22 protein-coding genes are annotated in these 22,587 nt (G+C 56.1%); 17 read left to right on the forward strand and 5 right to left on the reverse strand.

Annotated elements, in window-relative coordinates:
• Positions 1-430 precede the first annotated feature (430 nt).
• From CPA59_RS07940 to CPA59_RS07950, 3 genes are all read right to left on the reverse strand, one after another.
• A complete protein-coding gene (locus tag CPA59_RS07940) occupies positions 431-2,101 on the reverse strand; it encodes an ATP-binding protein (RefSeq protein ID WP_255412273.1) in 1,671 nt (556 codons plus the stop codon).
• A 15-nt stretch (positions 2,102-2,116) separates the two neighbouring features.
• Complete coding sequence (locus CPA59_RS07945) at positions 2,117-3,409, reverse strand: DUF4297 family anti-phage-associated protein (protein ID WP_255412274.1); 1,293 nt, start codon at positions 3,407-3,409, stop codon at positions 2,117-2,119.
• A gap of 187 nt (positions 3,410-3,596) precedes the next feature.
• Positions 3,597-3,833: a hypothetical protein gene (locus CPA59_RS07950; RefSeq protein ID WP_107759029.1), complete on the reverse strand. Its 237-nt coding sequence runs from the start codon at positions 3,831-3,833 to the stop codon at positions 3,597-3,599.
• A gap of 637 nt (positions 3,834-4,470) precedes the next feature.
• Here CPA59_RS07950 and phnF point away from each other — a divergent pair.
• The 10 genes from phnF (at position 4,471) to phnP (ending at position 12,593) form a co-directional block, all read left to right on the forward strand.
• The gene (gene phnF, locus CPA59_RS07955; RefSeq protein ID WP_038918555.1) at positions 4,471-5,190 is read left to right on the forward strand and encodes a phosphonate metabolism transcriptional regulator PhnF; all 720 of its coding nucleotides are present in this window, start codon (positions 4,471-4,473) and stop codon (positions 5,188-5,190) included.
• Entirely contained in the window at positions 5,191-5,640 is a 450-nt protein-coding gene (gene phnG, locus CPA59_RS07960; RefSeq protein ID WP_107759030.1) for a phosphonate C-P lyase system protein PhnG, read from the forward strand.
• Positions 5,637-6,212: a phosphonate C-P lyase system protein PhnH gene (phnH, locus tag CPA59_RS07965; protein WP_107759031.1), complete on the forward strand. Its 576-nt coding sequence runs from the start codon at positions 5,637-5,639 to the stop codon at positions 6,210-6,212. The genes phnG and phnH overlap by 4 nt, the downstream gene beginning before the upstream one ends.
• Positions 6,212-7,303, forward strand: a complete 1,092-nt coding sequence (locus tag CPA59_RS07970) for a carbon-phosphorus lyase complex subunit PhnI (RefSeq protein WP_107759032.1) — start codon at positions 6,212-6,214, stop codon at positions 7,301-7,303. Before phnH ends, CPA59_RS07970 begins: the two co-directional genes overlap by 1 nt.
• On the forward strand, positions 7,281-8,135 hold the full coding sequence (locus tag CPA59_RS07975; protein WP_038918559.1) for an alpha-D-ribose 1-methylphosphonate 5-phosphate C-P-lyase PhnJ: 855 nt from the start codon (positions 7,281-7,283) through the stop codon (positions 8,133-8,135). Before CPA59_RS07970 ends, CPA59_RS07975 begins: the two co-directional genes overlap by 23 nt.
• Positions 8,122-8,949 (forward strand): phosphonate C-P lyase system protein PhnK, encoded by an 828-nt coding sequence (gene phnK, locus CPA59_RS07980; protein ID WP_255412275.1) that lies wholly within the window; start codon positions 8,122-8,124, stop codon positions 8,947-8,949. Before CPA59_RS07975 ends, phnK begins: the two co-directional genes overlap by 14 nt.
• A gap of 24 nt (positions 8,950-8,973) precedes the next feature.
• Positions 8,974-9,696 carry a phosphonate C-P lyase system protein PhnL gene (phnL, locus tag CPA59_RS07985; RefSeq protein ID WP_100849288.1) on the forward strand — a complete coding sequence of 241 codons (723 nt, stop codon included), beginning with the start codon at positions 8,974-8,976 and terminating at the stop codon, positions 9,694-9,696.
• Complete coding sequence (gene phnM, locus CPA59_RS07990; RefSeq protein WP_107759033.1) at positions 9,693-10,862, forward strand: alpha-D-ribose 1-methylphosphonate 5-triphosphate diphosphatase; 1,170 nt, start codon at positions 9,693-9,695, stop codon at positions 10,860-10,862. The genes phnL and phnM overlap by 4 nt, the downstream gene beginning before the upstream one ends.
• The gene (phnN, locus tag CPA59_RS07995; protein ID WP_107759034.1) at positions 10,862-11,401 is read left to right on the forward strand and encodes a ribose 1,5-bisphosphokinase; all 540 of its coding nucleotides are present in this window, start codon (positions 10,862-10,864) and stop codon (positions 11,399-11,401) included. Before phnM ends, phnN begins: the two co-directional genes overlap by 1 nt.
• A 442-nt stretch (positions 11,402-11,843) precedes the next feature.
• The gene (phnP, locus tag CPA59_RS08005) at positions 11,844-12,593 is read left to right on the forward strand and encodes a phosphonate metabolism protein PhnP (RefSeq protein ID WP_107759035.1); all 750 of its coding nucleotides are present in this window, start codon (positions 11,844-11,846) and stop codon (positions 12,591-12,593) included.
• 129 nt (positions 12,594-12,722) lie between these two features.
• Here phnP and CPA59_RS08010 read toward each other — a convergent pair whose 3' ends face one another.
• Positions 12,723-13,373: an NADPH-dependent F420 reductase gene (locus CPA59_RS08010; RefSeq protein WP_038918565.1), complete on the reverse strand. Its 651-nt coding sequence runs from the start codon at positions 13,371-13,373 to the stop codon at positions 12,723-12,725.
• 103 nt (positions 13,374-13,476) lie between these two features.
• Here CPA59_RS08010 and CPA59_RS08015 point away from each other — a divergent pair, with 103 nt between their 5' ends.
• The 3 genes from CPA59_RS08015 to phnD all read left to right on the forward strand — a co-directional run bounded on the left by CPA59_RS08015 (position 13,477) and on the right by phnD (position 16,463).
• Entirely contained in the window at positions 13,477-14,373 is an 897-nt protein-coding gene (locus CPA59_RS08015) for a LysR family transcriptional regulator (RefSeq protein WP_038920890.1), read from the forward strand.
• Positions 14,374-14,522: 149 nt separating this feature from the next.
• On the forward strand, positions 14,523-15,383 hold the full coding sequence (gene phnC, locus CPA59_RS08020; protein ID WP_107759036.1) for a phosphonate ABC transporter ATP-binding protein: 861 nt from the start codon (positions 14,523-14,525) through the stop codon (positions 15,381-15,383).
• Between the two features lie 147 nt (positions 15,384-15,530).
• The gene (phnD, locus tag CPA59_RS08025) at positions 15,531-16,463 is read left to right on the forward strand and encodes a phosphonate ABC transporter substrate-binding protein (RefSeq protein WP_107759037.1); all 933 of its coding nucleotides are present in this window, start codon (positions 15,531-15,533) and stop codon (positions 16,461-16,463) included.
• Here phnD and CPA59_RS23120 read toward each other — a convergent pair.
• Complete coding sequence (locus CPA59_RS23120; RefSeq protein WP_255412276.1) at positions 16,460-16,591, reverse strand: hypothetical protein; 132 nt, start codon at positions 16,589-16,591, stop codon at positions 16,460-16,462. The genes phnD and CPA59_RS23120 overlap by 4 nt on opposite strands.
• A gap of 27 nt (positions 16,592-16,618) precedes the next feature.
• Between CPA59_RS23120 and phnE (CPA59_RS08030) the strand changes: the two genes are divergently transcribed.
• The 4 genes from phnE (CPA59_RS08030) (at position 16,619) to CPA59_RS08045 (ending at position 22,477) form a co-directional block, all read left to right on the forward strand.
• Positions 16,619-17,485, forward strand: a complete 867-nt coding sequence (gene phnE / locus CPA59_RS08030) for a phosphonate ABC transporter, permease protein PhnE (RefSeq protein WP_174213735.1) — start codon at positions 16,619-16,621, stop codon at positions 17,483-17,485.
• A gap of 2 nt (positions 17,486-17,487) precedes the next feature.
• Positions 17,488-18,378 carry a phosphonate ABC transporter, permease protein PhnE gene (gene phnE / locus CPA59_RS08035; protein ID WP_107760780.1) on the forward strand — a complete coding sequence of 297 codons (891 nt, stop codon included), beginning with the start codon at positions 17,488-17,490 and terminating at the stop codon, positions 18,376-18,378.
• Positions 18,379-18,811: 433 nt separating this feature from the next.
• Positions 18,812-20,191: a diaminobutyrate--2-oxoglutarate transaminase gene (locus CPA59_RS08040; RefSeq protein WP_107759038.1), complete on the forward strand. Its 1,380-nt coding sequence runs from the start codon at positions 18,812-18,814 to the stop codon at positions 20,189-20,191.
• 171 nt (positions 20,192-20,362) lie between these two features.
• A complete protein-coding gene (locus CPA59_RS08045) occupies positions 20,363-22,477 on the forward strand; it encodes a TonB-dependent receptor (protein WP_049854937.1) in 2,115 nt (704 codons plus the stop codon).
• Positions 22,478-22,587: the final 110 nt, after the last annotated feature.

Genomic DNA, 22,587 nt, shown 5'->3' on the forward strand with positions numbered 1-22,587 from the left:
CAAGTTGCAGGCGTGTTGGCTTTCCTCACATAAGCGTTTTTATCTCACGAATTATGTACGAAAATGTCTACAATTTTATGTGATTATGCGGTTGATTTATATTTTAATGAGGGTCCCTGATCTGGCTGTGTTCTGTGTTAGAACATGATTAAACCTGATAGGCGGTAATGAGAAAGAAGCGGATTTAATGGTGTTGGAGTCTACGACAATCATCAGAATACAATAAATAAAAATAATATTAAAATAAACATAAGCCAATCTGTGAGGATAAAGGCTAATGCATGTTAGCGGTGATTTTCTCGCGTCGAAATATGGATGATATTTGATTGAAATTAAAACTATCAACGGGGGGTATAGTTTGAGCCGATTATGGGTGAATAGACTCAAACTATAATATATGGGATTCACTTGCTAACCAAATATGTTGAGATTATTTATACCACTCTGCCTTAATGGCAGCAAAGTCCATTAATTTCCATTCCTCCTTCCAGAGTTGCCAGTAAGGGATATCGCTAGAAGATGGGGAATTAACACATGGGTCAATTTGGACGATTGAGGGTAGAATTATAGATTCGCCGACTAACAATGCTTCCCCCTGTCGGAACGATGTCATTTTATCGATCAATGAACCGAGCGAATCTGGGAGTAATTTTTTAACGTATCCTTGATCCGCCGGGTTGGTTAATCGCATAGCAATAAAATTGCTGCACTGCGAAAAGATAGTTTCGGATATCTCGGATGGACGTTGACTTGCTAGCAGTAGGGTCACTCCATATTTCCTACCTTCCTTTGCAATTCGCTCTATGGCTAATTTTGAAGAGCGGTATTTCGAAAGATCACTATTAGGGACATATTTGTGTGCCTCTTCATAGACGAGCAGAATCGGAATGTCATTATTAATTTTCTCATTAGGGTTTTTGGCGAAACGTATGCGCTTGTATATGTAGCCATATTCGAAAACGAGGCGTGAGATAAGGGATACTGTTATACTAAGAACTTCGAATGGAACTCCACTTAGGTCAATAACAGTTACGTTAGATTCACTTTTCGAAGAGTATCCCAGCAGCTTTTGGATGGTTTCTTCGAATGTGATTTTCATAGATTTATCGCCAAGAAAGAAGTTTAGCCTACTATCATTAAGCTTGTTCTCAAGGCGATTCACAAAGTTCGTAAGCTTTCCATATAGACTACCCTGTGTGTATTTCGGTTGTCCTGCTTTTTCTTTATTACTTGCCGCGTAGACTTCTCCAGTATCAACCATCTCTTCATTTTTTGCGACCGTGTACGCAAGTACTTCCCGAATATCGAATAGGATAGGAGTGTCGAGGTGAATGTTTTGTTTTTCAGCATCTGAACCAGAAAATTTCGCAATACGGTCTTTTATTATGGCTTCTTTAAAAATATTTCTCTGATTGTGATCGTTGGCCTCAGTATCAAGGAAAAATTCTTCCAACTCTTCACTATTTAGCATCCAATAAGGTAAGGCCAAATTAGATATATCAATGTGATTTGCAGAAGGAAATGCTGATTTATACTCAGAGTGAATATCAAAAATAATTACATGTGAATTATTTAGTGAGAAGTTTCCTCCTTTTTCGTTAACAGCTTTCTGAATAATAGTTGCTAAAGTATGTGATTTCCCTGAGCCGGTGGATCCGACGACAGCAATATGCTTGTTGAAAAATTTATTTCCGTTGACGGGAACAGGAACGCTTATGTTTGAGGCTAATGTTGCGAAACGGAAAGAAGTCTTTTCCGGCACCGAGTCTTCATAGATTTTCTTTATGTCATCGATAGTTGCGGGCTGAACCTCTTTTGGCGGAATAGCTAGAGAATCACCACCTCGTTCAAACTTACCATTCCTTAAGATGCCTAAAGGAAAAGCTTCAATGATGTGATCCCGCTTTCCGTCAGCGCTAACTGCAATCTGGAAATTTTCAATGATTGCTATAAGGATCGCATTTTCGTTGTCCGCAATTTTGACATAAGAACCAACTTTCAGTGACTCTTCCGCTATCTTAAAGTTTTCGAGGTCATCCACAACGATGCGAACCTTATCGGGGAAGACTGCAATGACTTGGGCATTAATTTTGGTGTCCATGTTCATTTCCTTCAATTAGATGATTGATACGATATCTGAAAGTTGTTTTATCTGAATTTTGACGTGTTGGACTGCTGGGTTATCGTATTCAAAGAAGCTAGGGCCTATATGAAATTGGTAAATGCGCCGAGTTTTAGTAATAGTATCTACAGTATGCTTAACGTTTTGAAGAGTATTGAGAACCTTAAGCTTGATACCATTGCCATGCGTAGCTTCCAGAACAATCGATTTGCAACTAAACTCAGCACCATGGAAGTCATGGCCGTCAATGATTTTAAAATCTTCGGTGCTGAGTTCATTTTTTAGTGCCAGTAACTCACTATCCGGTAATCCATGCACATAGATGTACGGACAGAACGGAGAAGGTTCTCGCTTCGACAATTTTGACCACTTCCGAGAAAGCTCAAATAAAAGATTCTTGAGTTCGTATCGAACGTAAGAAGTCTCATCTATTTCTACTAGAAAGAAGCGTTCGAAAGGAGATATGTTAACTTCTGAGAAGTATTCATTTCGTAGGGCTGCAAAATGTTTTTCCTTTCCTTTCTTCTCTACGAACCATTCATTGAAGAGAATACTGGAAGTGTTGATACGTTCTAGGAATTTTCTCTTTGTAATTGATCGATTTTTTTTATCGGCCTCGATTGAAAGCTCGCGTATAACAGCTAGAGAGTTATTGTAATAAAAGTATTCGGCTGAGAACGACTTAGAATTAAATATATTTTGGAGAGTATCGAGAATCTCACGAAACTGTGTGTCAAAGTCCACTGCTCTGATATTTATGGTTAACCGTCTCAAGAACTCTTTAAGATCGGCATCGGTAAGTTGCAAATCTTGATGATGATGGTATGTGACTCTTTCCTTAGTGTATGTTAGGAAGTGCTTCTTTAGGAAATCAACATCTATATCAACATCTAGTTTTTCTTGACCAGATGTATAGTATCCGTAGATAGAGTAAAAGATCTTTGGTTTCGTACCTGTCAGCGTTTCCTTGAAATGTGATACCATATGCATAATCGCATCTTTAATAACAGAATGGTTATATTCTGTCTTGGCGTAATATTTGCATTGTGTCGCGGTGATGTCAGTTGCGGTTCGAATGTCAATGTCCTCAATGCATTCGATTTCAACAGATTCGTCTAAGGACGGTAGTTTCAATATGCTGAGAATAGTCAGATCGAATTGGTAAAAATAACCTCGTATTGTGTCAACTGCACTTCTGTCGGCCATGGCATATCCAATGGTTATCGTAGCTGTTTTCTTTGAAATTACTAATTCCCATGCTTGGCAGTATGTTTCAAATAGATGCATAGTTCAAATTCTAATTAATGAAAATGTTAAATAGTTCAGAGAATGAGAACTAGTTAATATGTGTTTCACTGCGCAGTATGGTTCCGCTCCTGGTACGAAGCAGTTCACTGTAACGTCATCAGGCAGCGATGAGCGAGGAATGGACGTCATCAATATATTAGGGCGCTAAGTTAATATATTATAAATTTTATTCCCACCCCAATTCTTTATAGGTCTTCTTATCCTGCTCAGGGAAATCAGTTTGATATTCTCCCCAATTACGAAATTCATAATACCTTATCATTGCTTCAAAATGAGAATCTGAATCACATGTCCACACTAATCTGTAGTCCTGCTCCAGTAACTTACGAGCAGAATCTCCCCGCTGACCTGCAAGGCAAAACAAATCCAACCCGTCTTCATTTGTCCAAAGCTCGTGCATCATAATTTTTTCTCCCAAACAAATCTATGCGATCTTCCCCTCATCAACTAACAATCGTGATTTAGTAATAATACATATTAATATTAGTTACACACGAAGATTTTTTTGCAGTTTTGAGCGAAAATTAGTCTGAAAGCAAAGCGTAATCTGTCTAAATAGCTGCGCCTAATACCGCTACACCACTGCTTACTGCCTGTGGCATGTTGCGTGAGGTCAACACATCCGAGGCCCATACAGCGCGGCCAGGCAGAGAAAACAGCTCCAACACCTTACCCTGCAAACGCTCGCTGAAAATGGAGCACTATTCCGCACAGCTATTTAGCTAACAGGCTTGTTGATTAGAGTGAAAGTAATAAAAAAGAGTTTTCGTTTATGACCAAACACACATAAGACGTTCCTCGTTCACTACCCGCCTCTCTATTAAATCAACCCGCCTCACCACCTGTCCTTTTTCCTTCACCATTTCGTCATCCACGCTTCGCCAGCCTGTCACACAGCTTTGCCAACATAATCGCCAATCCCCCTGATTGAAGCGATGTACCGCGTTGCCCGCTGGCAGCACTCCGGTCGCGCTTCGTGGCTAACCGATCCGTGAGCGAATGTCCGCCCGGAAAGGCTCCCTGCGAGCAGGAGTTTTTTTATGGACATGATATCTAGACATCCTACCACTGTGTATCAGGCCATCGCCGCCCGGCTGGAAGAAGAACTGCGCACCGTCTACCGCTGCGGCGACTATCTGCCGTCCGAGCAGCAACTGGCGGCGCACTACGAGGTTAATCGCCATACGCTGCGGCGTGCGGTGGACGAACTGGTCAACAAAGGGTTGGTACAGCGTCGGCATGGCGTCGGCATTCTGGTGCTGATGCGTCCCTATGACTATCCGCTGCATGCGCAGGCGCGTTTCAGCCAGAACTTGCTGGAGCAGGGCAGCCATCCCACCAGCGAGCGGTTGCTGGCGGTGTTGCGCCCGGCCAACGCCGAGGTGGCGGCGGCGCTGGGGCGGGAAGAGGGCGATGAAGTGATCCACCTGCGCACCCTGCGTCGGGTCAACGGCGTGCCGGTATCGGTGATCGATCACTACCTGCCGGAGTTGAAATGGTGGCCGTCGTTACAGCGTTTCACCAGCGGCTCGCTGCACGATTTTCTGGCCCGCGAACTACAGCAATCCCTGACCCGTCGCCAGACCCGCATCAGCGCCCGGGCGTCGCAGGCGAAAGAAGCACAATTGCTGGAAGTGGCGCGGCAAACCCCGCTGATGTGCATTCGCACGCTCAATATCTGTAGCGGCAGCGGCCGGGTGGCGGAGTACTCCGTCAGTCTGGCACGGGCCGACATGATCGAACTGACAATGGAGCACTGAATGGCAACCCAAACCGCAAGGCAACGCTGGCTGTCGGTACTGGCGCACAGCGACCCGGATCAACTGCGGCGCCACTGGCAACCGCTGAGTCTGCATCCGGTCTGGCAAACGCTACGGGCGCCTGAAACCGGGCTGGCTCGTTTGCAGGCGCGTATCGGCGCTACCGGCAATCGCTTCGTGCTGGGTGATGTCACCGTCACCCGCGCGGTGGTGCGGTTGGAAGACGGTACCTGCGGCTACAGCTACGTCACCGGCCGTAACAAGCCTCACGCCGAACTGTGCGCGTTAATCGACGCCCTGCTGCAACAACAGGGGACGCAAAGCGCGCTCTACCAACAACTGATCGTGCCGCTGGCCGCTACCCGTGACGAGCTGCGTCAGCAACGGGCGCGGGAGATCGCCAGCAGCAAGGTCGATTTCTTTACGCTGGTGCGGGGAGATAACGTATGACGCTACTGGCAGGATTTTCCCATCCCTGGCGCGATGCGCAGTACGCCTTTCGCCGCATTCTTAAAGCGATGAGCGAACCGGGCGTGGTGGTGTCGTTGAATCACGATATCGGCTGGGATGGTTTATCGCCGTCCGCCACCGCGGTGGCGCTGACGCTGATGGATCGCGAAACGCCGCTGTGGCTGGACCCGGCGTTGTCGCAGGAGACGTTGCTGACCAACCTGCGGTTTCACACCGGCGTGAAGCTGGTGGAACGCGAGGCGGCGGCGTTCGCGCTGTTGCCGGTCAGCCGGGAACTGTCGCTGGACGGCTTTACCGCCGGCGACGAGATGGCACCGGAAAACAGCGTCACGCTGGTGCTGGAGGTGCCCGCGCTGGGCGGCGGACGCGCCTTGCGCCTGACCGGGCCGGGGATTGCCGAAGCGCGCATGATTGCGCCGCAGCTGCCCGCCAGCGTGCGGGATTATCTGGAACAGCGCCCGCATCCGTTTCCCGCTGGGCTGGACTTCATTTTTACCTGCGGCGGCACGCTGATGGCGCTGCCGCGCACTACGCATGTGGAGGTGTGCTGATGTATGTCGCGGTGAAAGGGGGCGAAAAAGCCATTGAGGCCGCTCATCAGTTACAGGCTAACCTGCGGCGCGGCGACACCCGGCTCCCAGAGGTGCAGGCGGCGCAGATTGAACAGCAACTGGGGCTGGCGGTGGATCGGGTGATGACCGAAGGCGGTATTTACGACCGGGAACTGGCGGCGCTGGCGATCAAGCAGGCCAGCGGCGACCTGGTGGAAGCGATTTTTCTGCTGCGCGCCTACCGCACCACGCTGCCGCGGCTGGCGGACAGCCTGCCGCTGGATACCGGCCGCATGCAACTGGAGCGGCGTATTTCGGCGGTGTACAAGGATCTGCCCGGCGGGCAGGTGCTTGGCCCCACTTATGACTATACCCACCGGCTGCTGGATTTTGTCCTGCTGGCGGAAGGCGAGCCGCCGCTCGCGCCAAAGGCGCAGGAACCACTGGCGGACCACTGCCCGCACATGTTCGCCATGATGACGGCGGAAGGGCTGGCGGTGGCCGAACATGACGACGGCGGCGAGCCGCTGGATATCACCCGCGATCCGCCCGCCTACCCGATGCCGCGCAGCGCCCGGTTACAGCAACTGGCGCGCGGCGACGAAGGTTTCCTGCTGGCGCTGGGCTATTCCACCCAGCGTGGTTACGGCCGCACCCATCCGTTCGCCGGCGAGATTCGCACCGGTTATGTCACGGTGGAAATCGAGCCGGAAGAACTGGGCTTTGCGCTGGAAATCGGCGACATCCTGTTGACCGAATGCGAGATGGTCAACGGTTTTACCGTGCCGGAGGATGAGCCGCCGCACTTTACCCGCGGCTACGGGCTGGTGTTTGGCCGCGCCGAGCGCAAGGCGATGGCGATGGCGCTGGTGGACCGGGCATTGCAGGCACCGGCCTATCAGGAGCCGGTCGGCAGCCCGGCGCAGGACGAAGAGTTTGTGCTGTCGCACGCGGACAATGTCGAGGCGGCCGGTTTCGTCTCCCACCTCAAGTTGCCGCATTACGTCGACTTTCAGGCTGAACTGGCGCTGCTGCGCCAGTTGCGCCAGTCACCGCAGGAGGAGCGCGATGAACACGCTGAGCGGATATAACCCCGGTTATCTGGACGAACAGAGTAAACGCACTATTCGGCGCGCCATCCTCAAAGCGGTGGCGATCCCCGGTTATCAGGTGCCGTTTGGCGGGCGGGAAATGCCGATGCCCTACGGCTGGGGCACCGGCGGCATACAACTGACTGCCAGCCTGATCGGCGATGACGACGTGCTGAAAGTGATCGATCAGGGTGCCGACGACACCACCAACGCGGTGTCGATCCGCCGTTTCTTCCAGCGGGTCAGCGAAGCCGCCGTCACCGAACGTACGGTAGACGCCACGCTGATCCAGACCCGGCACCGCATCCCGGAAACGCCGCTGCGCGAAGACCAAATCCTGATTTATCAGGTGCCGATCCCCGAACCGCTGCGCTTTATCGAGCCGCGTGAGACGGAAACACGCAAAATGCACGCGCTGGAGGAGTACGGCATCATGCAGGTGAAGCTGTACGAAGACATCGCCCGCTTCGGCCACATCGCCACCACCTACGCTTACCCGGTCAAGGTGAACGACCGCTACATCATGGACCCGTCGCCGATCCCGAAATTCGACAATCCGAAGATGCACATGATGCCGGCGCTGCAACTGTTCGGCGCCGGGCGCGAGAAGCGCATTTACGCCCTGCCGCCCTATACCCGGGTGGAAAGCCTCGATTTTGACGACCACCCGTTCAGCGTTCAGCGCTGGGACCAGCCCTGCGCACTGTGCGGTTCGCACGACAGTTACCTCGACGAGGTGGTGATGGACGATCAGGGCACTCGCTTGTTCGTCTGTTCCGATACCGATTATTGCCGCGAGCGTCAGGAGGCCGGGCACCATGAATCACATTGATCAGGCAGACCTGGAACCGGCAGGCGTGCCAGTTGCGGGCGCCCCCGCTGGCCGCGACGACGAGACGCCGCTGTTGCAGGTACGCAACCTGACCCACCTGTACGCGCCCGGCAAGGGGTTTTGCGAGGTGTCGTTCGATCTGTACCCCGGCGAAGTGCTGGGCATTGTCGGCGAGTCTGGTTCCGGCAAGACCACGCTGCTGCGGGCGATTTCCGCCCGGCTGACGCCGCAGGCCGGGCAGATCGACTACCAGGGCCGCTCGCTGTACGCGATGAGCGAAAGCGATCGTCGCCGCCTGCTGCGCACCGAGTGGGGCGTGGTGCATCAGCATCCGCTGGATGGCCTGCGTCCCCGCGTGTCGGCGGGCGGCAACATCGGTGAACGGCTGATGGCGGTCGGCGCCCGTCACTATGGCGATATTCGTCGTCAGGCCGGTCAGTGGCTGCAGGATGTGGAGATCCCGCTGTCCCGGCTCGACGACCTGCCCACCACCTTTTCCGGCGGGATGCAGCAGCGGTTGCAGATCGCCCGCAATCTGGTCACCCATCCGAAGCTGGTGTTCATGGACGAACCGACCGGCGGGCTGGATGTGTCGGTGCAGGCACGATTGCTGGATCTGCTGCGCACGCTGGTGCGCGACCTCGGTCTGGCGGTGGTGATTGTTACCCATGACCTCGGCGTGGCGCGTCTGCTGGCGCACCGGCTGTTGGTGATGCGCGAGGGCAGGGTAGTGGAAAGCGGCCTGACCGACCGGGTGCTGGATGATCCTCATCACCCTTACACCCAGTTGCTGGTGTCGTCGGTGTTGGGATAAGCGTGAATGGCGATGAGGTGAAACATGACAACCGAAGGCACGTCCATGACGGTTCTGCGCGTGGAAAATCTGAGTAAAACCTTTGTACTACACAACCAGCACGCCGCCCGGCTGCCGGTGTTGCATCAGGCCAGCCTGACGGTGGCCGCCGGCGAATGCGTGGTGCTGCACGGCCATTCCGGCAGCGGCAAGTCCACGCTGTTGCGGTCGCTGTACGCCAACTATCAGCCGGACAGCGGTCAGGTATGGGTGCGCCACCGCGAGGCGTGGGTCGATCTGGTGACCGCCCCGGCCCGACAGGTGCTGGCGGTGCGGCGCGATACCATCGGCTGGGTCAGCCAGTTTCTGCGGGTGATCCCGCGCATTCCGACGCTGGAGGTGGTGATGCAGCCGCTGCTGGAACGCGGCGAAGACCGGGCGGTATGCGAAGCGCGCGCCGACGCGCTGCTGACCCGGCTCAACGTCCCGCGCCGGCTATGGACGCTGGCGCCCGCCACCTTCTCCGGCGGCGAGCAGCAGCGGGTCAACATCGCCCGCGGGTTTATCGCCGATTATCCGTTGCTGCTGCTGGACGAACCGACCGCCTCGCTGGACGCCGCCAACCGCGACGCGGTGGTGGAGCTGGTGGAGGAAGCGCGTGCCCGTGGCGCGGCGGTGGTCGGCATTTTCCACGATGCGCAGGTGCGCGCCCGCGTGGCGGACCGCCTGCATCACATGACGCCCGTAACGCAGGAGCTCACGCCATGAGCGCGACGACTCAGAGCAGCGATACTACCCGGATCATCAATAACGTGCAGTTGGTGTTGCAGGATGAGGTGGTCAGCGGATCGCTGGCCTGGCGCAACGGCGCGATCGAGGCCTTTTCCTCCACGCCCAGTCAGTTGCCGCAGGCGCTGGACGGCGAAGGCGGCTGGCTGCTGCCGGGGCTGGTGGAGCTGCATACCGACAATCTGGACAAGTTCTTCATGCCGCGCCCGAAGGTCGACTGGCCGGCGCATTCGGCGATGAGCAGCCACGATGCGCTGATCGTCGCCAGCGGCATCACCACGGTGCTGGATGCGGTGGCGATAGGCGATGTACGCGACGGCGGCCACCGGCTCGATAACCTGCGTCGTATGATCGATGCCATCGTCCACAGCCAGCAACTGGGGGTGAACCGGGCGCAGCATCTGATTCACCTGCGTTGCGAATTACCGCACCACACCACCTTGCCGCTGTTTGAAGCGTTGATGAACACGCCGGAAGTGGCGCTGGTGTCGCTGATGGACCACTCGCCGGGGCAGCGGCAGTTCGCCACGCCGGAAAAATACCGCGAGTATTATCAGGGCAAATACCGCCTGAACGATGCCGAAATGGATGCGTTTGAAACCGAACAGCGGGCGCTGTCCGAACGCTGGTCGACGCCGAACCGGCTGGCGATTGCCGCGCATTGCCGCGAGCGCGGCATCGCGCTGGCCAGCCACGACGACGCTACCGCTGCGCATGTGCATGAATCGCTGGCGCTGGGCAGCGTGATCGCTGAATTCCCCACCACCGAGATGGCGGCGCAGGCGTCGCACGCCAGCGGCATGAAGGTGCTGATGGGGGCGCCCAATATCGTGCGCGGCGGCTCCCACTCCGGCAACGTGGCGGCGTCCCGGCTGGCGGAGCAAGGGCTGCTGGATATTCTGTCATCCGACTATTACCCCGCCAGCCTGCTGGATGCGGCGTTTCGCCTGGCGGCGGATGAGCGTAATCCGTTTACGTTGCCGCAGACGGTGGCGATGGTCAGCGCTAATCCGGCGCAGTCGGTCGGGTTAGACGATCGGGGGCGGATTGCCGACGGGCTGCGTGCCGATCTGGTGCTGGCGCACCACTCACACGGTCAGGTACGGATTCGTCAGGTGTGGGCGCAGGGGCGACAGGTGTTCTGATGGCGCGGCTAATCTGGCTGACCGGCGCGTCCGGCTCCGGCAAAGATTCCCTGCTGGATGCCCTGCGGCAGACGAATCCGACGCGCCTGCTGGTGGCACATCGCTACATTACCCGCCCGGCGCAGGCCGGCGGCGAAAACCATATTGCGCTGAGCGACGCGGAGTTCGCGCAGCGCCGCGAGTGTGGTTTGTTCGCATTGCACTGGCAGGCGCACCACTATCAGTACGGCATCGGCATTGAAATCGACCTGTGGCTGTCCGCCGGGCTGGATGTGGTGGTCAATGGATCGCGCTTTCATCATCAGCAGGCGCAAACGCGCTACGGCGACCGCTTATTGCCGGTGTGCCTGCAGGTATCCCCGGAGGTGCTGGCGCAGCGTTTGCGTCAGCGCGGGCGGGAAGATGACGCGGCGATCGCGCAGCGGTTGCAGCGGGCTGACGCCATGCCGGTTCCGGCGGCGTGCCGGCGACTGAATAACGATGGTGCGCTGGCGCAAACGCTGCTGGCGTTTCACACCCTGTTAGCGGCTGAAAAATGAGATTGCTGATACCCCCCTTTAGCCCGGGGGGAGTGTTTTTTTCCGGCGTCAAAAACTGTGCTGAGGTGGGCGACTTCGCCGGGTGAGCAGCATGGATGCTGCGAAAGCCCGTGCCGCGTCTGACAAAAACGCCGGGAGCGTTTTTGAACAGCGTTTACGCTGGCCCGTAGGGCGAGCCCCAGGTATGGGGCGAGTAAACGCGTCACGGGCGGCCCGAATAGCGAAGTCGAGTGCCGAAGGTAGCGCGTAGCGCCACAGTTTAGCCACCAGCCAGAGGTCAAGGAGAGGCGGCGATGAGCCTCTCCTTGTCGTGCGTGCGATGACGTTACAAAGAGATCATTGAGGTCATCACGCACGAAACATTTCACGGCGTTGACATCTATTCGCCAATAACAAAACAACACGGCCGTTTGTTAACAGCCTCAAAAGTGGAGCTAATGTTATGGAGCTAATGTTTATGGGGACCGGCGACGCGCAGCAGGTGCCGCTGACCGGTTGTGAGTGTATCGCCTGCGAGCGGGCGCGGTTGGATCCGCGCTTTCGGCGCGGACCGAGCAGCATGCTGGTTCGGTGCGACGGCGAGGCGACGCTGCTGGACGCCGGCGTCACGCAACTGGAGCAGCGCTTTGGCGTCAACGAGATTCGTCGCATCCTGCTGACGCACTACCATGTCGACCATGTGCAGGGGCTGTTTTCGCTGCGCTGGGGCATCGGCGATCGCATCCCGGTGTTCGGACCGCCGGATGAACAGGGATGCGACGACCTGTACAAGCATCCGCGTCGGCTTGATTTTCAGCCGGCGATGACGCCGTTTCAGACGGTGGCGATGGGCGCGTTGCGGGTGACCGCGCTGCCGCTTAATCATTCCAAACCCACCTTCGGCTATCTGCTGGAACATGACGGGCAGGCCGTGGCTTACCTGACCGACACCTGCGGGCTGCCGGACGATACGCTGGATTTTCTGCGCGGCAAACGGCTCGATCATATGGTGATGGACTGCACCCAGCCGCCGCGGGATAGGCCGCCGCTCAACCACAGCGACCTCAACACCGTGTTGCGGGTGCGCGAAAAACTGCGGCCGACGCAAACCTGGCTGACCCATGTCAGCCACGAAACCGACGCCTGGCTGATGCTAAACGAGCTGCCGGACGGGGTGCGCGCGGCGGCCGATGGCGCGTGGATCAACGTGTAGCGACGAAAACCGCAACTAAATAAGCTGAGATGGGAAGATAGCGTCAGTTCCCGCTCAGAAATCAGTCGACCGGATAGGTCTAAGCCGGAATATGTTGCGGCGTGCCCGTGTCGCGGTATTGCTGCGGCGTCATCTGCCGGAAACAGCGACGTCACTGCGTTGAGCATTATCCAGTGCTGTGCTCAGCGTCTCTTTTGTCATCCGTACACAATAAGTCGGCATTCCCCGCTCAAAGCGCCATCCTTCGGCGAGAGCACCTGCGTCAACGACATCGAAACCAAAAGCTTCGTATAGTTCGGTGACCAGCCGTTTACCTGTCGCATCATCTCCGGCAAGCGGTAGCGCCCGGCGCGTCGGCGCGCCAGAGGGAAGCCCGTCACTTTCAAGCTGTGTCATGGGGATGGCGTTAAATGCTTTTGTTATCAGCGCGCCGGGCAAATAGCCGGCCAGAAGCTCGCTGGTAGTGGTTTCCAGTCTGTCCAGCGCCTCAACTTGCCCATCGCGTTCAGGATAGTAGTTGACGGCATCCACCACCGGTTTTCCCCGTAGTTCCGCGACAGGAAGCTGGCTGATAGCCGAGAGGGGAACCGCGATGACGACGACATCGCCAAAAATGGCGGCTTCGGTGGCGGTGCCAACGTCACAGCCAACCATTGGCCGGAGACTGAACAGCGTCTGTGGGCCGCGTGAGTTGCTGAGCATCACCTGATGGCCGTTTTTAATGGCCAGCGTTGCTATTGCCCGTCCGACGAAACCTGCGCCAATAATGCCAATCTTCATCGTTTTTTCCTTTTTCGTGTTGAGATAACAAGAAAATAGTTCCCTACAAATCGGAGATAAAGCGCAATATAAAACATAAATAAACAACAAAATGGAGGGAATGGTGGATAGGCTGACCAGCATGAACGTTTTTGTGAAGGCGGCGGAGCTTGGCTCTTTTGCAGCGGCAGCCGAGGCGTTGAGTCTCTCTGCGCAAATGGTGGCGAAACATGTGGCCTGGCTGGAAGCACGGCTCGGCGTCAGATTGCTGAATCGCACCACGCGCCGCCAGAGTCTGACCGATATTGGCCGCAGTTATTACGAACGGTGTCGGATGGTACTGGCTGAAGCAGAAGCCGCCGATGCCATTGTGCTGGACATGAAGGCCACACCTTCCGGTGTTATTCGGGTAAACGCACCGGTGACCTTTGGCTCGTATACTCTGGCCCCTTTTCTTACACACTATCTCGGAAATTATCCGGATACGCAGGTGGAACTGACGTTGAGTGATCGTCTGGTCGACCCGATTGAAGAGGGTTTTGAAGTCATCATTCGCATCGGTGAACTGGCCGACAGTTCAATGCTGGCGTGGCCGCTGCGGCCTTACCGTTTAATCGCCTGTGCCTCGCCAGACTATGTCGCGCGCGAAGGTTTACCGGCAGTACCGGCTGAGCTTGCACATCACGCCTGCCTCGTTTACGGAATATGGTCACCCGCCGCCCCTTGCCGTTGGGTGTTCCATCGAGCGGGCAAGACCGAAGACGTCAGGCCGCAAGGCCGGTTCCGCTCAAATGACTGGAAGGCGTTGCTACATGCTGCGATAGAGGGTTATGGCGTTACGTTAGGTCCAGAAGATGTGCTGCGCGAAGAAATCCGGCAAGGGCGTCTTGTCCAGGTGTTGCCTGAGTATGAAGGACCTGCTCGCCCTATGCATGTGCTGGTGCCGGCAGGGCGGCGGCAGACCGTTAAAATTAAAAGCGTTGTCGACGCGCTCAGAATGCGCTTCGGGGAGTCGGCGTAAATTCCCTCATCGAAAGCGGCGACAGAAACGGTTATGAGGCGAGGTGGAATGTCCGTGAGTTCATTTTTTAATCACAAAGCTGTCATCAGGTATTCATCTGCGCTGCGCTTAATAACGTCCATATTGTTGACTAAACGATGACGAAACTCATGGCACAGGCACTGTTGGCATCCGAAAGCGCTACCCAACTGCGCGCACATCATTTCCAGACGCAACCGCAGCAGACCATTTTGTCGGTGCGTCAGCTGTGTAAGGCCTATTCCGGTCAGCAGAAACGGGTGCTGGAGAACCTCAGTTTTGATTTGCACGCCGGCGAGATGGTGGCGGTGATCGGCCGTTCCGGCGCCGGTAAGTCCACCTTGCTGCACGTGATGAACGGCACTATTCCGGCCAGCGAAGGGCAAATCCTGCGCTATCCTGTCCAGCACGATGGCGGGCAGGGCGATACGCAGGACATTCTGCGTTTCAGCAGCCGGCAGATGCGCCAGTGGCGCAGCGAATGCGGCATGATCTTTCAGGATTTTTGTCTGGTGCCGCGGTTGGATGTGCTGACCAACGTACTGCTGGGCCGCCTGAGCCGGACCTCCCCCCTGAAGTCGTTTTTCAAACTGTTTTCCGATGAGGATCGCACGCACGCCATTGGGCTGCTGCAATGGATGAACCTGCTGCCGCATGCGTTGCAGCGGGCGGAAAACCTGTCCGGCGGCCAGATGCAGCGCGTCGCTATCTGCCGCGCGCTGATGCAGAACCCCAAAATCCTGCTGGCCGACGAGCCGGTGGCGTCGCTCGACCCGAAAAACACCCGCCGCATCATGGACGTACTGCGACAGGTGAGCGACAACGGCATCACCGTCGTGGTGAACCTGCATTCGGTCGAGCTGGTGAAAGAATACTGCACCCGGGCTATTGGCATCGCCCAGGGACGCATCCTGTTTGACGGCCCGCCGTCAGAACTGACCGACAGCCTGCTGCGTACCCTGTACGGCGACGATCTGCAGCCGGTGCACTGATTCCCTTTTTGGCACTCCCCGCGTCCCGGTGGTTTTAACGCGGGTAGCGGATTTTTCGACATCACATCGCTACACCTTGGCATAACGACAACACACCTTGGCATAACGACAACACACCTTGGCATAACGACAACATAGGCAAAACTGATGAAAAAAACCTTCACGTTGACCACCTTGCTGGCCGGTGCGGTAGTGTCCGCCAGCGTATTCGCCGCGGAAACACCGAAAACGCTGAATCTGGGCATCCTGGGCGGTCAGAACGCGACTCAGCAGATCGGCGATAACCAGTGCGTTAAACAGTTTCTCGATAAAGAGCTGAATGTCGATACCCAATTGCGCAACTCATCCGACTATGCCGGGGTTATTCAGGGGCTGTTGGGCAAAAAGATTGATCTGGTGTTGAGCATGTCGCCGTCGTCGTATGCGTCGGTATACATCAAAGATCCCAACGCGGTGGATGTCGTCGGTATCGCGGTGGACGACGTCGACCTGTCGCGCGGCTATCATTCGGTGGTGATCGTTAAGGCCGACAGCCCGTACCAGAAGCTGGAAGATCTGAAAGGTAAGGCGGTCGGTTTCGCCGACCCGGATTCCACCTCCGGCTACCTGATTCCCAATCAGGCGTTTAAAGAGAAATTCGGCGGCAGCGTCGATAACAAGTACAACAATTTCTTCTCCAGCGTCACCTTCTCCGGCGGGCATGAGCAGGACATCCTCGGCGTACTGAACGGCCAGTTTGACGGCGCGGTGACCTGGGCGTCGATGATTGGCGACTACAACACCGGCTACACCAGCGGCGCGTTCGGCCGTCTGATTCGCATGGACCACCCGGATCTGATGAAACAGATTCGCATCATCTGGCAATCGCCGCTGATCCCGAACGGCCCGATTCTGGTGAGCAACGCGTTGCCGGCCGACTTCAAAGCCAAACTGATTACCGCGGTGAACAAGCTGGATAAAGAAGATCATACCTGTTTCATCAAGGCGATGGGCGGCAAACAGCACATCGGCCCGGCCAGCGTGGACGATTACAAAACCATTATCGCCATGAAGCGTGAACTGACCAAAGGCAACCGCTAAGGGCGGCGCGCCGGGTCGTCAGGCTCGGCGTTTTCCCGACCGGCGGTGCGCAACGGCGCAACATTGACGGACTGCGGCACAGGCAGGATGCCTATTTTTTCACACTGTTGCGGTTCCAAACCCATCATCGCTTTTCCACCATTCAGACCAAACTCATGCTGAACCCTGATTTTGAACGCTATTACCAGCGGATACGCACACGGCAGAAGCGCGAGTCGCTGATATGGACACTGGTGCTGGTCGTGCTGTACATCGGCGCGGGCGCGTTGTCCGAATTCAATCTGCATACCCTGTGGACCTCGTTTCCCCACTTTTTTGACTACCTGATCGAGACGCTGCCGGTGCTGCACTGGCCGCTGCTGTTCGCCGACGGTCATACCGAAGGCTCGCTGGCCTACTGGGGATACCGCCTCAATATCCAGTTGCCGTTGATCTGGGAGACGCTCAACCTGGCGCTGGCGGCGACGCTGCTGTCGGTGGCGGCGTCGGTGGTGCTGGGGTTTCTGGCGGCCAACAATACGCAAAGCCCGCCGGGCGTGCGTTTTACTCTCCGTGCGTTGCTGGCGTTTCTGCGCACCATGCCGGAGCTGGCGTGGGCGGTGATGTTCGTGATGGCATTCGGTATCGGCGTTATTCCCGGCTTTCTGGCACTGGCGCTGCATACCGTCGGTTGCCTGACCAAGCTGTTTTATGAAGCGATTGAAAGCGCCTCGGAACGGCCGGTGCGCGGGCTGGCCGCCTGTGGCGCCAGCGTGTTGCAGCGTATGCGTTTTGGGCTGTGGCCGCAGGTCAAACCGATCGTGCTGTCCTACAGTTTTATGCGGCTGGAAATTAACTTCCGTCAGTCCACCATTCTTGGGCTGGTGGGCGCCGGGGGCATCGGTCAGGAACTGATGACCAATATCAAGCTGGACCGCTACGATCAGGTCAGCATGACCATGCTGCTGATCATCGTGGTGGTCTCGATTCTGGATGCGCTGTCCGGGCGGTTGCGGCGGCAAGTGGTGGAGGGCGGCAAATGAACATGACCCCGTTGACGCCGGCGGACATCGCCGCGATGAAACAACAGCACCCGGCGCTGTTCAGCCAGCAACGCCGCTACTTGCGGCGCGTCGGGCTGATGGCGGCGGCCGTGCTGCTTTACTATCTGGCGTTTCTGACGTTTTTCGGCATCAGCGCCGAACAGTGGCTGCGCGGCTTCAGCGAACTGGGGCGCTATTTTCTGCGTATGTTCGTGTGGCATGACTTTCTCGATTGGCCGTTCGGTTACTACCTGTCGCAGGTATTCATCACCATCGCCATCGTGTTCGCCGGTACCCTGACCGCCACGATAGTGGCGCTGCCGTTGTCGTTCCTGGCGGCGCGCAACGTTATGCACGAACCGATGCTGCGGCCGGTGGCGTTGCTGGTGCGTCGTCTGCTGGATATCTTGCGCGGCATCGACATGGCGATCTGGGGGCTGATTTTCGTGCGGGCGGTGGGCATGGGGCCGCTGTCCGGCGCGCTGGCGATCCTGATGCAGGACGCCGGTCTGCTCGGCAAGCTGTACGCGGAGGGGCATGAAGCGGTAGAACGTTCACCCAGCCGCGGACTTGGCGCGGTCGGCGCCAACAGCCTGCAAAAACACCGTTTCGGCATCTTCACCCAATCGTTTCCCACTTTTCTGGCGCTAAGCCTGTATCAGATGGAGTCCAACGTGCGGTCGGCGGCGGTGCTGGGGTTTGTCGGCGCCGGCGGCGTCGGGTTGGTGTACGCCGAAAACATGCGACTGTGGAACTGGGATGTGGTGATGTTCATCACCCTGATTCTGGTGGCGGTGGTGATGCTGATGGATGTCTTGTCCGCGCATTTGCGCCGGCGCTACATCATCGGCAAGCCGTTGCCGCTGTTTGAGTCGGAGACATCAGCGCGCTAAGCCGCTTTTTTGTTTCTCAACAGCGTTTGCCAAAAAGCGTTTATCAGCGAACCGGTTTGTCGAGGCGAAAACCGGTTTTTATCGCAGGCCGCCCCGTCTAATGCCGGATAGCGACAGATTCCGTCTGTTCCATGCCAGATCGCCGCCACTGGCAGCATATTTCCGCTGGAATTGCCTCTCGGCAAAATGCAGATTTTATTTAGCGTATATTTTGTGATTTGCGTCACAAAATCGTTTTTTCATCTTACCGGCGATTCCCCCGTTTTTAGGCGACAGCGTGTTGCCAAAACCCTCGCGCTGTATGCATTTAGTGAATATAGCGTCATTAATTGTAAGGATTTGGTTATGAAAACTGTCATTTAAATAACACTTGAGCGTCATTATTGTTAATGATAATTGTTGTCATTATCAATATCACAGGGGGGTGAAGACGATGTCAGAGACACAGTTTGCGGTTACGGATCATGTGCAGAGAACCAATGCAGATTATCTGGAGCGACAGGGATGGTTTGAGTCCAATGTTCGAAGTTATCCGCGCAAACTGCCGCTGGTGATCCAGAAAGCGCAAGGCGTGTGGGTGACGGATGTAGACGGCAATCCGTATCTGGACTGTCTGGCGGGTGCCGGTACGCTGGCGCTGGGGCATAACCACCCTGAAGTGGTGGCCAGCATCCAGCAATTTCTGGCGTCGGGCCTGCCGATGCATACGCTGGATCTCACCACGCCGCTGAAAGACGCCTTTTGCGAAACCCTGCTGGCGCAGCTGCCCGGCGGCGAAAACCAGTACTGCCTGCAGTTCTGCGGCCCCTCGGGAGCGGATGCGGTTGAGGCCGCATTAAAACTGGCGAAAACCTATACCGGCCGCGGCGGCATCATCAGCTTCTCCGGCGGCTACCACGGCATGACGCACGGCGCGCTGGCCGTCACCGGCAATACCGGTCCCAAGGACGCGGTGCAGAATCTGATGCCCGGCGTCCAGTTCCTGCCTTACCCCCATGAATACCGCTGCCCGCTGGGGATTGGCGGTGAGGCGGGCGTACAGGCGCTGAGCCACTATTTCACCACGTTTATCGAGGATGTCGAGCGCGGCATGTCGTTGCCGGCCGCCGTCATTGTCGAAGCGGTGCAGGGCGAGGGCGGCGTCAACCCGGCGCCGGCCAGCTGGCTGCAAACGCTGCGCGAGGTGACCTACCGTCACGGCATTCTGCTGATTGTGGATGAAGTGCAGGCCGGATTCGCCCGCACCGGCACGCTGTTCGCCTTCGAACAGGCCGGCATCGAGCCGGACATCATCGTGATGTCGAAAGCGGTGGGCGGCGGCTTGCCGATGGCGGTGCTGGGCATTCGCCGCGAGTTCGATGTCTGGAAACCGGGTACCCATACCGGCACGTTCCGCGGTAACCAGATGGCGATGGCCACCGGCAAAACCACCATCGAAATTCTGCTGCGCGACAAGCTGGCGGCGCAGGCGACTGCCCGCGGCGACTGGCTGAAGCAGCAGTTTACCCAGTTACAGACGCGCTTCCCCTGCCTGGGACAGGTACGCGGCCGCGGCCTGATGCTGGGAATTGAAGTCGTGGATGAGCGCCGGCCGACGCAGGCGGGCGGCTGTTATCCGCTGGATGCCGAACTGGCGGTCGCGATTCAACAGCACTGCTTCCGCCAGGGCTTGTTGCTGGAGCGGGGCGGACGACAGGGTAACGTGGTCAGGCTGCTGCCGCCGCTGATTATTACCGAGGAGCAGTGCCGCAGCGTAGTGGAGCGCTTCGAGCGCGCGTTGATCGAAGCCGTGGCGCAAGTCCGTCATCCATAATGCCAGAGGTAAGTATATGGTCCGTAATGATAATGACGACGAGATAATAAAAAGAAAACGTAACCGGCGTTATTACGGATATAGCCTGAGGCTAAACAATAATATTAACGACGTATGCTGGCGGAACCGCCAGCGTTTATTTACTGGGAAGATAATAATGAGGTTGAATGAATGAAGGTTCGGGCATTATATGCGTTGACGCCATTATTTTTATTTGCACAGGCTAACGCAGCAGACAGCACAAACAAAAATGACAACGAAATGGTGGTGACGGCATCCCGAACGGATACCGAGAAAAAAGATTCGCCTCAGGTCGTGACGATTATTACTAAAGAACAGATCGAACAGCAGCGACAAATTACCAGTGATTCTTCCCAGATATTAAGCAACTTATTGCCGTCGATGGCGCCGAGCCGCCAGAAAATGAGCGGCAGCGGCGAGACCTTCCGCGGCCGCGCGCCGTTGATTCTGGTGGATGGTATTCCGCAATCCAACCCGTTGCGTCCTACCGGGCGTGAAATGCACACCATCGATTTCGCGATGGTGGATCGCATCGAAGTGATTCACGGCGCCAGCGCCAGCAACGGTATCGGCGCGACCGGCGGGGTGATCAATATTATTACCCGCCGCCCGGAGCCAGGCTCGTTCAACCAGCACTTCAGCGTGGAAACCACCTCGCCGACGAAAGTCAGCTCGGACGCCATGAGCTACAAAACCACCTACGGGGTCAGTGGCCGTGAAGAGTATCTGGATTACCTGTTTTCAGTCAGTTACGAAGATCAGGGATTGTTCCTGGACGGGAAAGATCGTCCTATCGGGGTTGATAACACCCAGGGCGACCTGATGGATTCGCGCGCTTACGATGTGATGGCGAAAGTGGGCTACTGGCTGGATAACGACCAGCGGATACAGTTCAGCCTTAACCGCTATCAGATCAAAGGCAAGATGAACTATTTAGGTGTCGCCGGCGACCGTAATAACGGCATCCCGACCACCTCGATATCCGGGCGCCCGGTCGGCGATGCGCCGATGAACAGCGTCTGGACCACCAGCGCCACCTACGATAACTACAATCTGGCGGGCATGAAGCTGAACTCGCTGGTGTATTACCAGAATTACGAGTCGCTGTTCGGCGCTGACAATTCCGCATCTTTCCAGGATATCCGCATTGCGCCGCTCAATCAGCTGTACGATCAGTCGCGGGTGACCTCCAGCCGCTACGGCAGCAAAGTGGCGCTGACCAAGGATGATATCTGGGACGATTACCTGAAAGCGACGGTCGGGTTCGATACCCTGTTCGATACCGGCAAACAGGATTTCTGGCTGACCAAACGCCTGTACGCGCCGCAGATGGAATACACCGATCTGTCGCCGTTTATGCAGTTTGATATCCAGCCGATCGAGTCGCTGAAAATCACCACCGGGGTGCGCTACGAGTACGCGCGTCTGGATATCGACAGCTTCCGCACGGTGGCGGCCAGCACCGCGCGTGCGCCCAATAACAGCGTGGATGTTCAGGGCGGGCGCCTGAGTTTCAACAAGACGTTGTACAACGTCGGCGCGGTGTGGACCACGCCTTACCAGCCGCTGAGTCTGTTTGCCAACTACTCGCAGGGCTTCGGTATTCCGGACGTGGGTCGTACATTGCGCGGCATTAAAACCGCCGGTCAGTCGGTCAGCATGCTGCCGCTGGAGCCGATTGTGACTGACAACGTTGAAACCGGCTTTCGCATCCAGAAAGACCCGGTGGAGTTTGAGCTGAGCTACTATCGCTCGACATCCAAGCTGGGCGAGCGCGTGGTGGATGTGAGCGGCACCTTCCAGAGCGAACGACAGAAAACCCGTATCGATGGCATCGAGACGTCGCTGGGTTACAAGGTGAATGACGATCACCGTCTGAAACTCGGTTATTCCCATATTCAGGGCTGGTATGACAGCGATGGCAACGGCAGTCTGGACGGCAAGCTGGACGGGCTGAATATCCCGCCGGATCGCCTGACCGCCAGCTGGTCCGCCAACTGGACGCCGCAATGGTCATCCTTTATTCAGGCTAATTATGCCTTTGACAGAATTATGGATAACCGTCAGCAGGACTTTAACGGTTATCTGCTGGTGGATGCCGCCGTCGGTTATAAATTACCGAAAGGTAAAATTAATCTGGCGGTCTCCAATTTGTTCGACAAGGAGTACATCACATATTACTCGCAAAGTGCGATTGTGAACTCCCTGCGTTATTTCTCCGGTCGGGGAAGAACCGTGACATTAGGATACAGCGTTGACTTCTGATAATAACCCCGCCGTAAGGCGGGGCATTATTCAGTGATTTATTCAGGATATTTAACCTTCGCCACGAAATAAGAGCCTATCCCACTAGGCGTAATTGGCGCCGCCAGTTT

The organism is Dickeya sp. Secpp 1600 (assembly GCF_003049805.1).
GTDB classification, from domain to species: Bacteria; Pseudomonadota; Gammaproteobacteria; order Enterobacterales; family Enterobacteriaceae; genus Dickeya; species Dickeya fangzhongdai.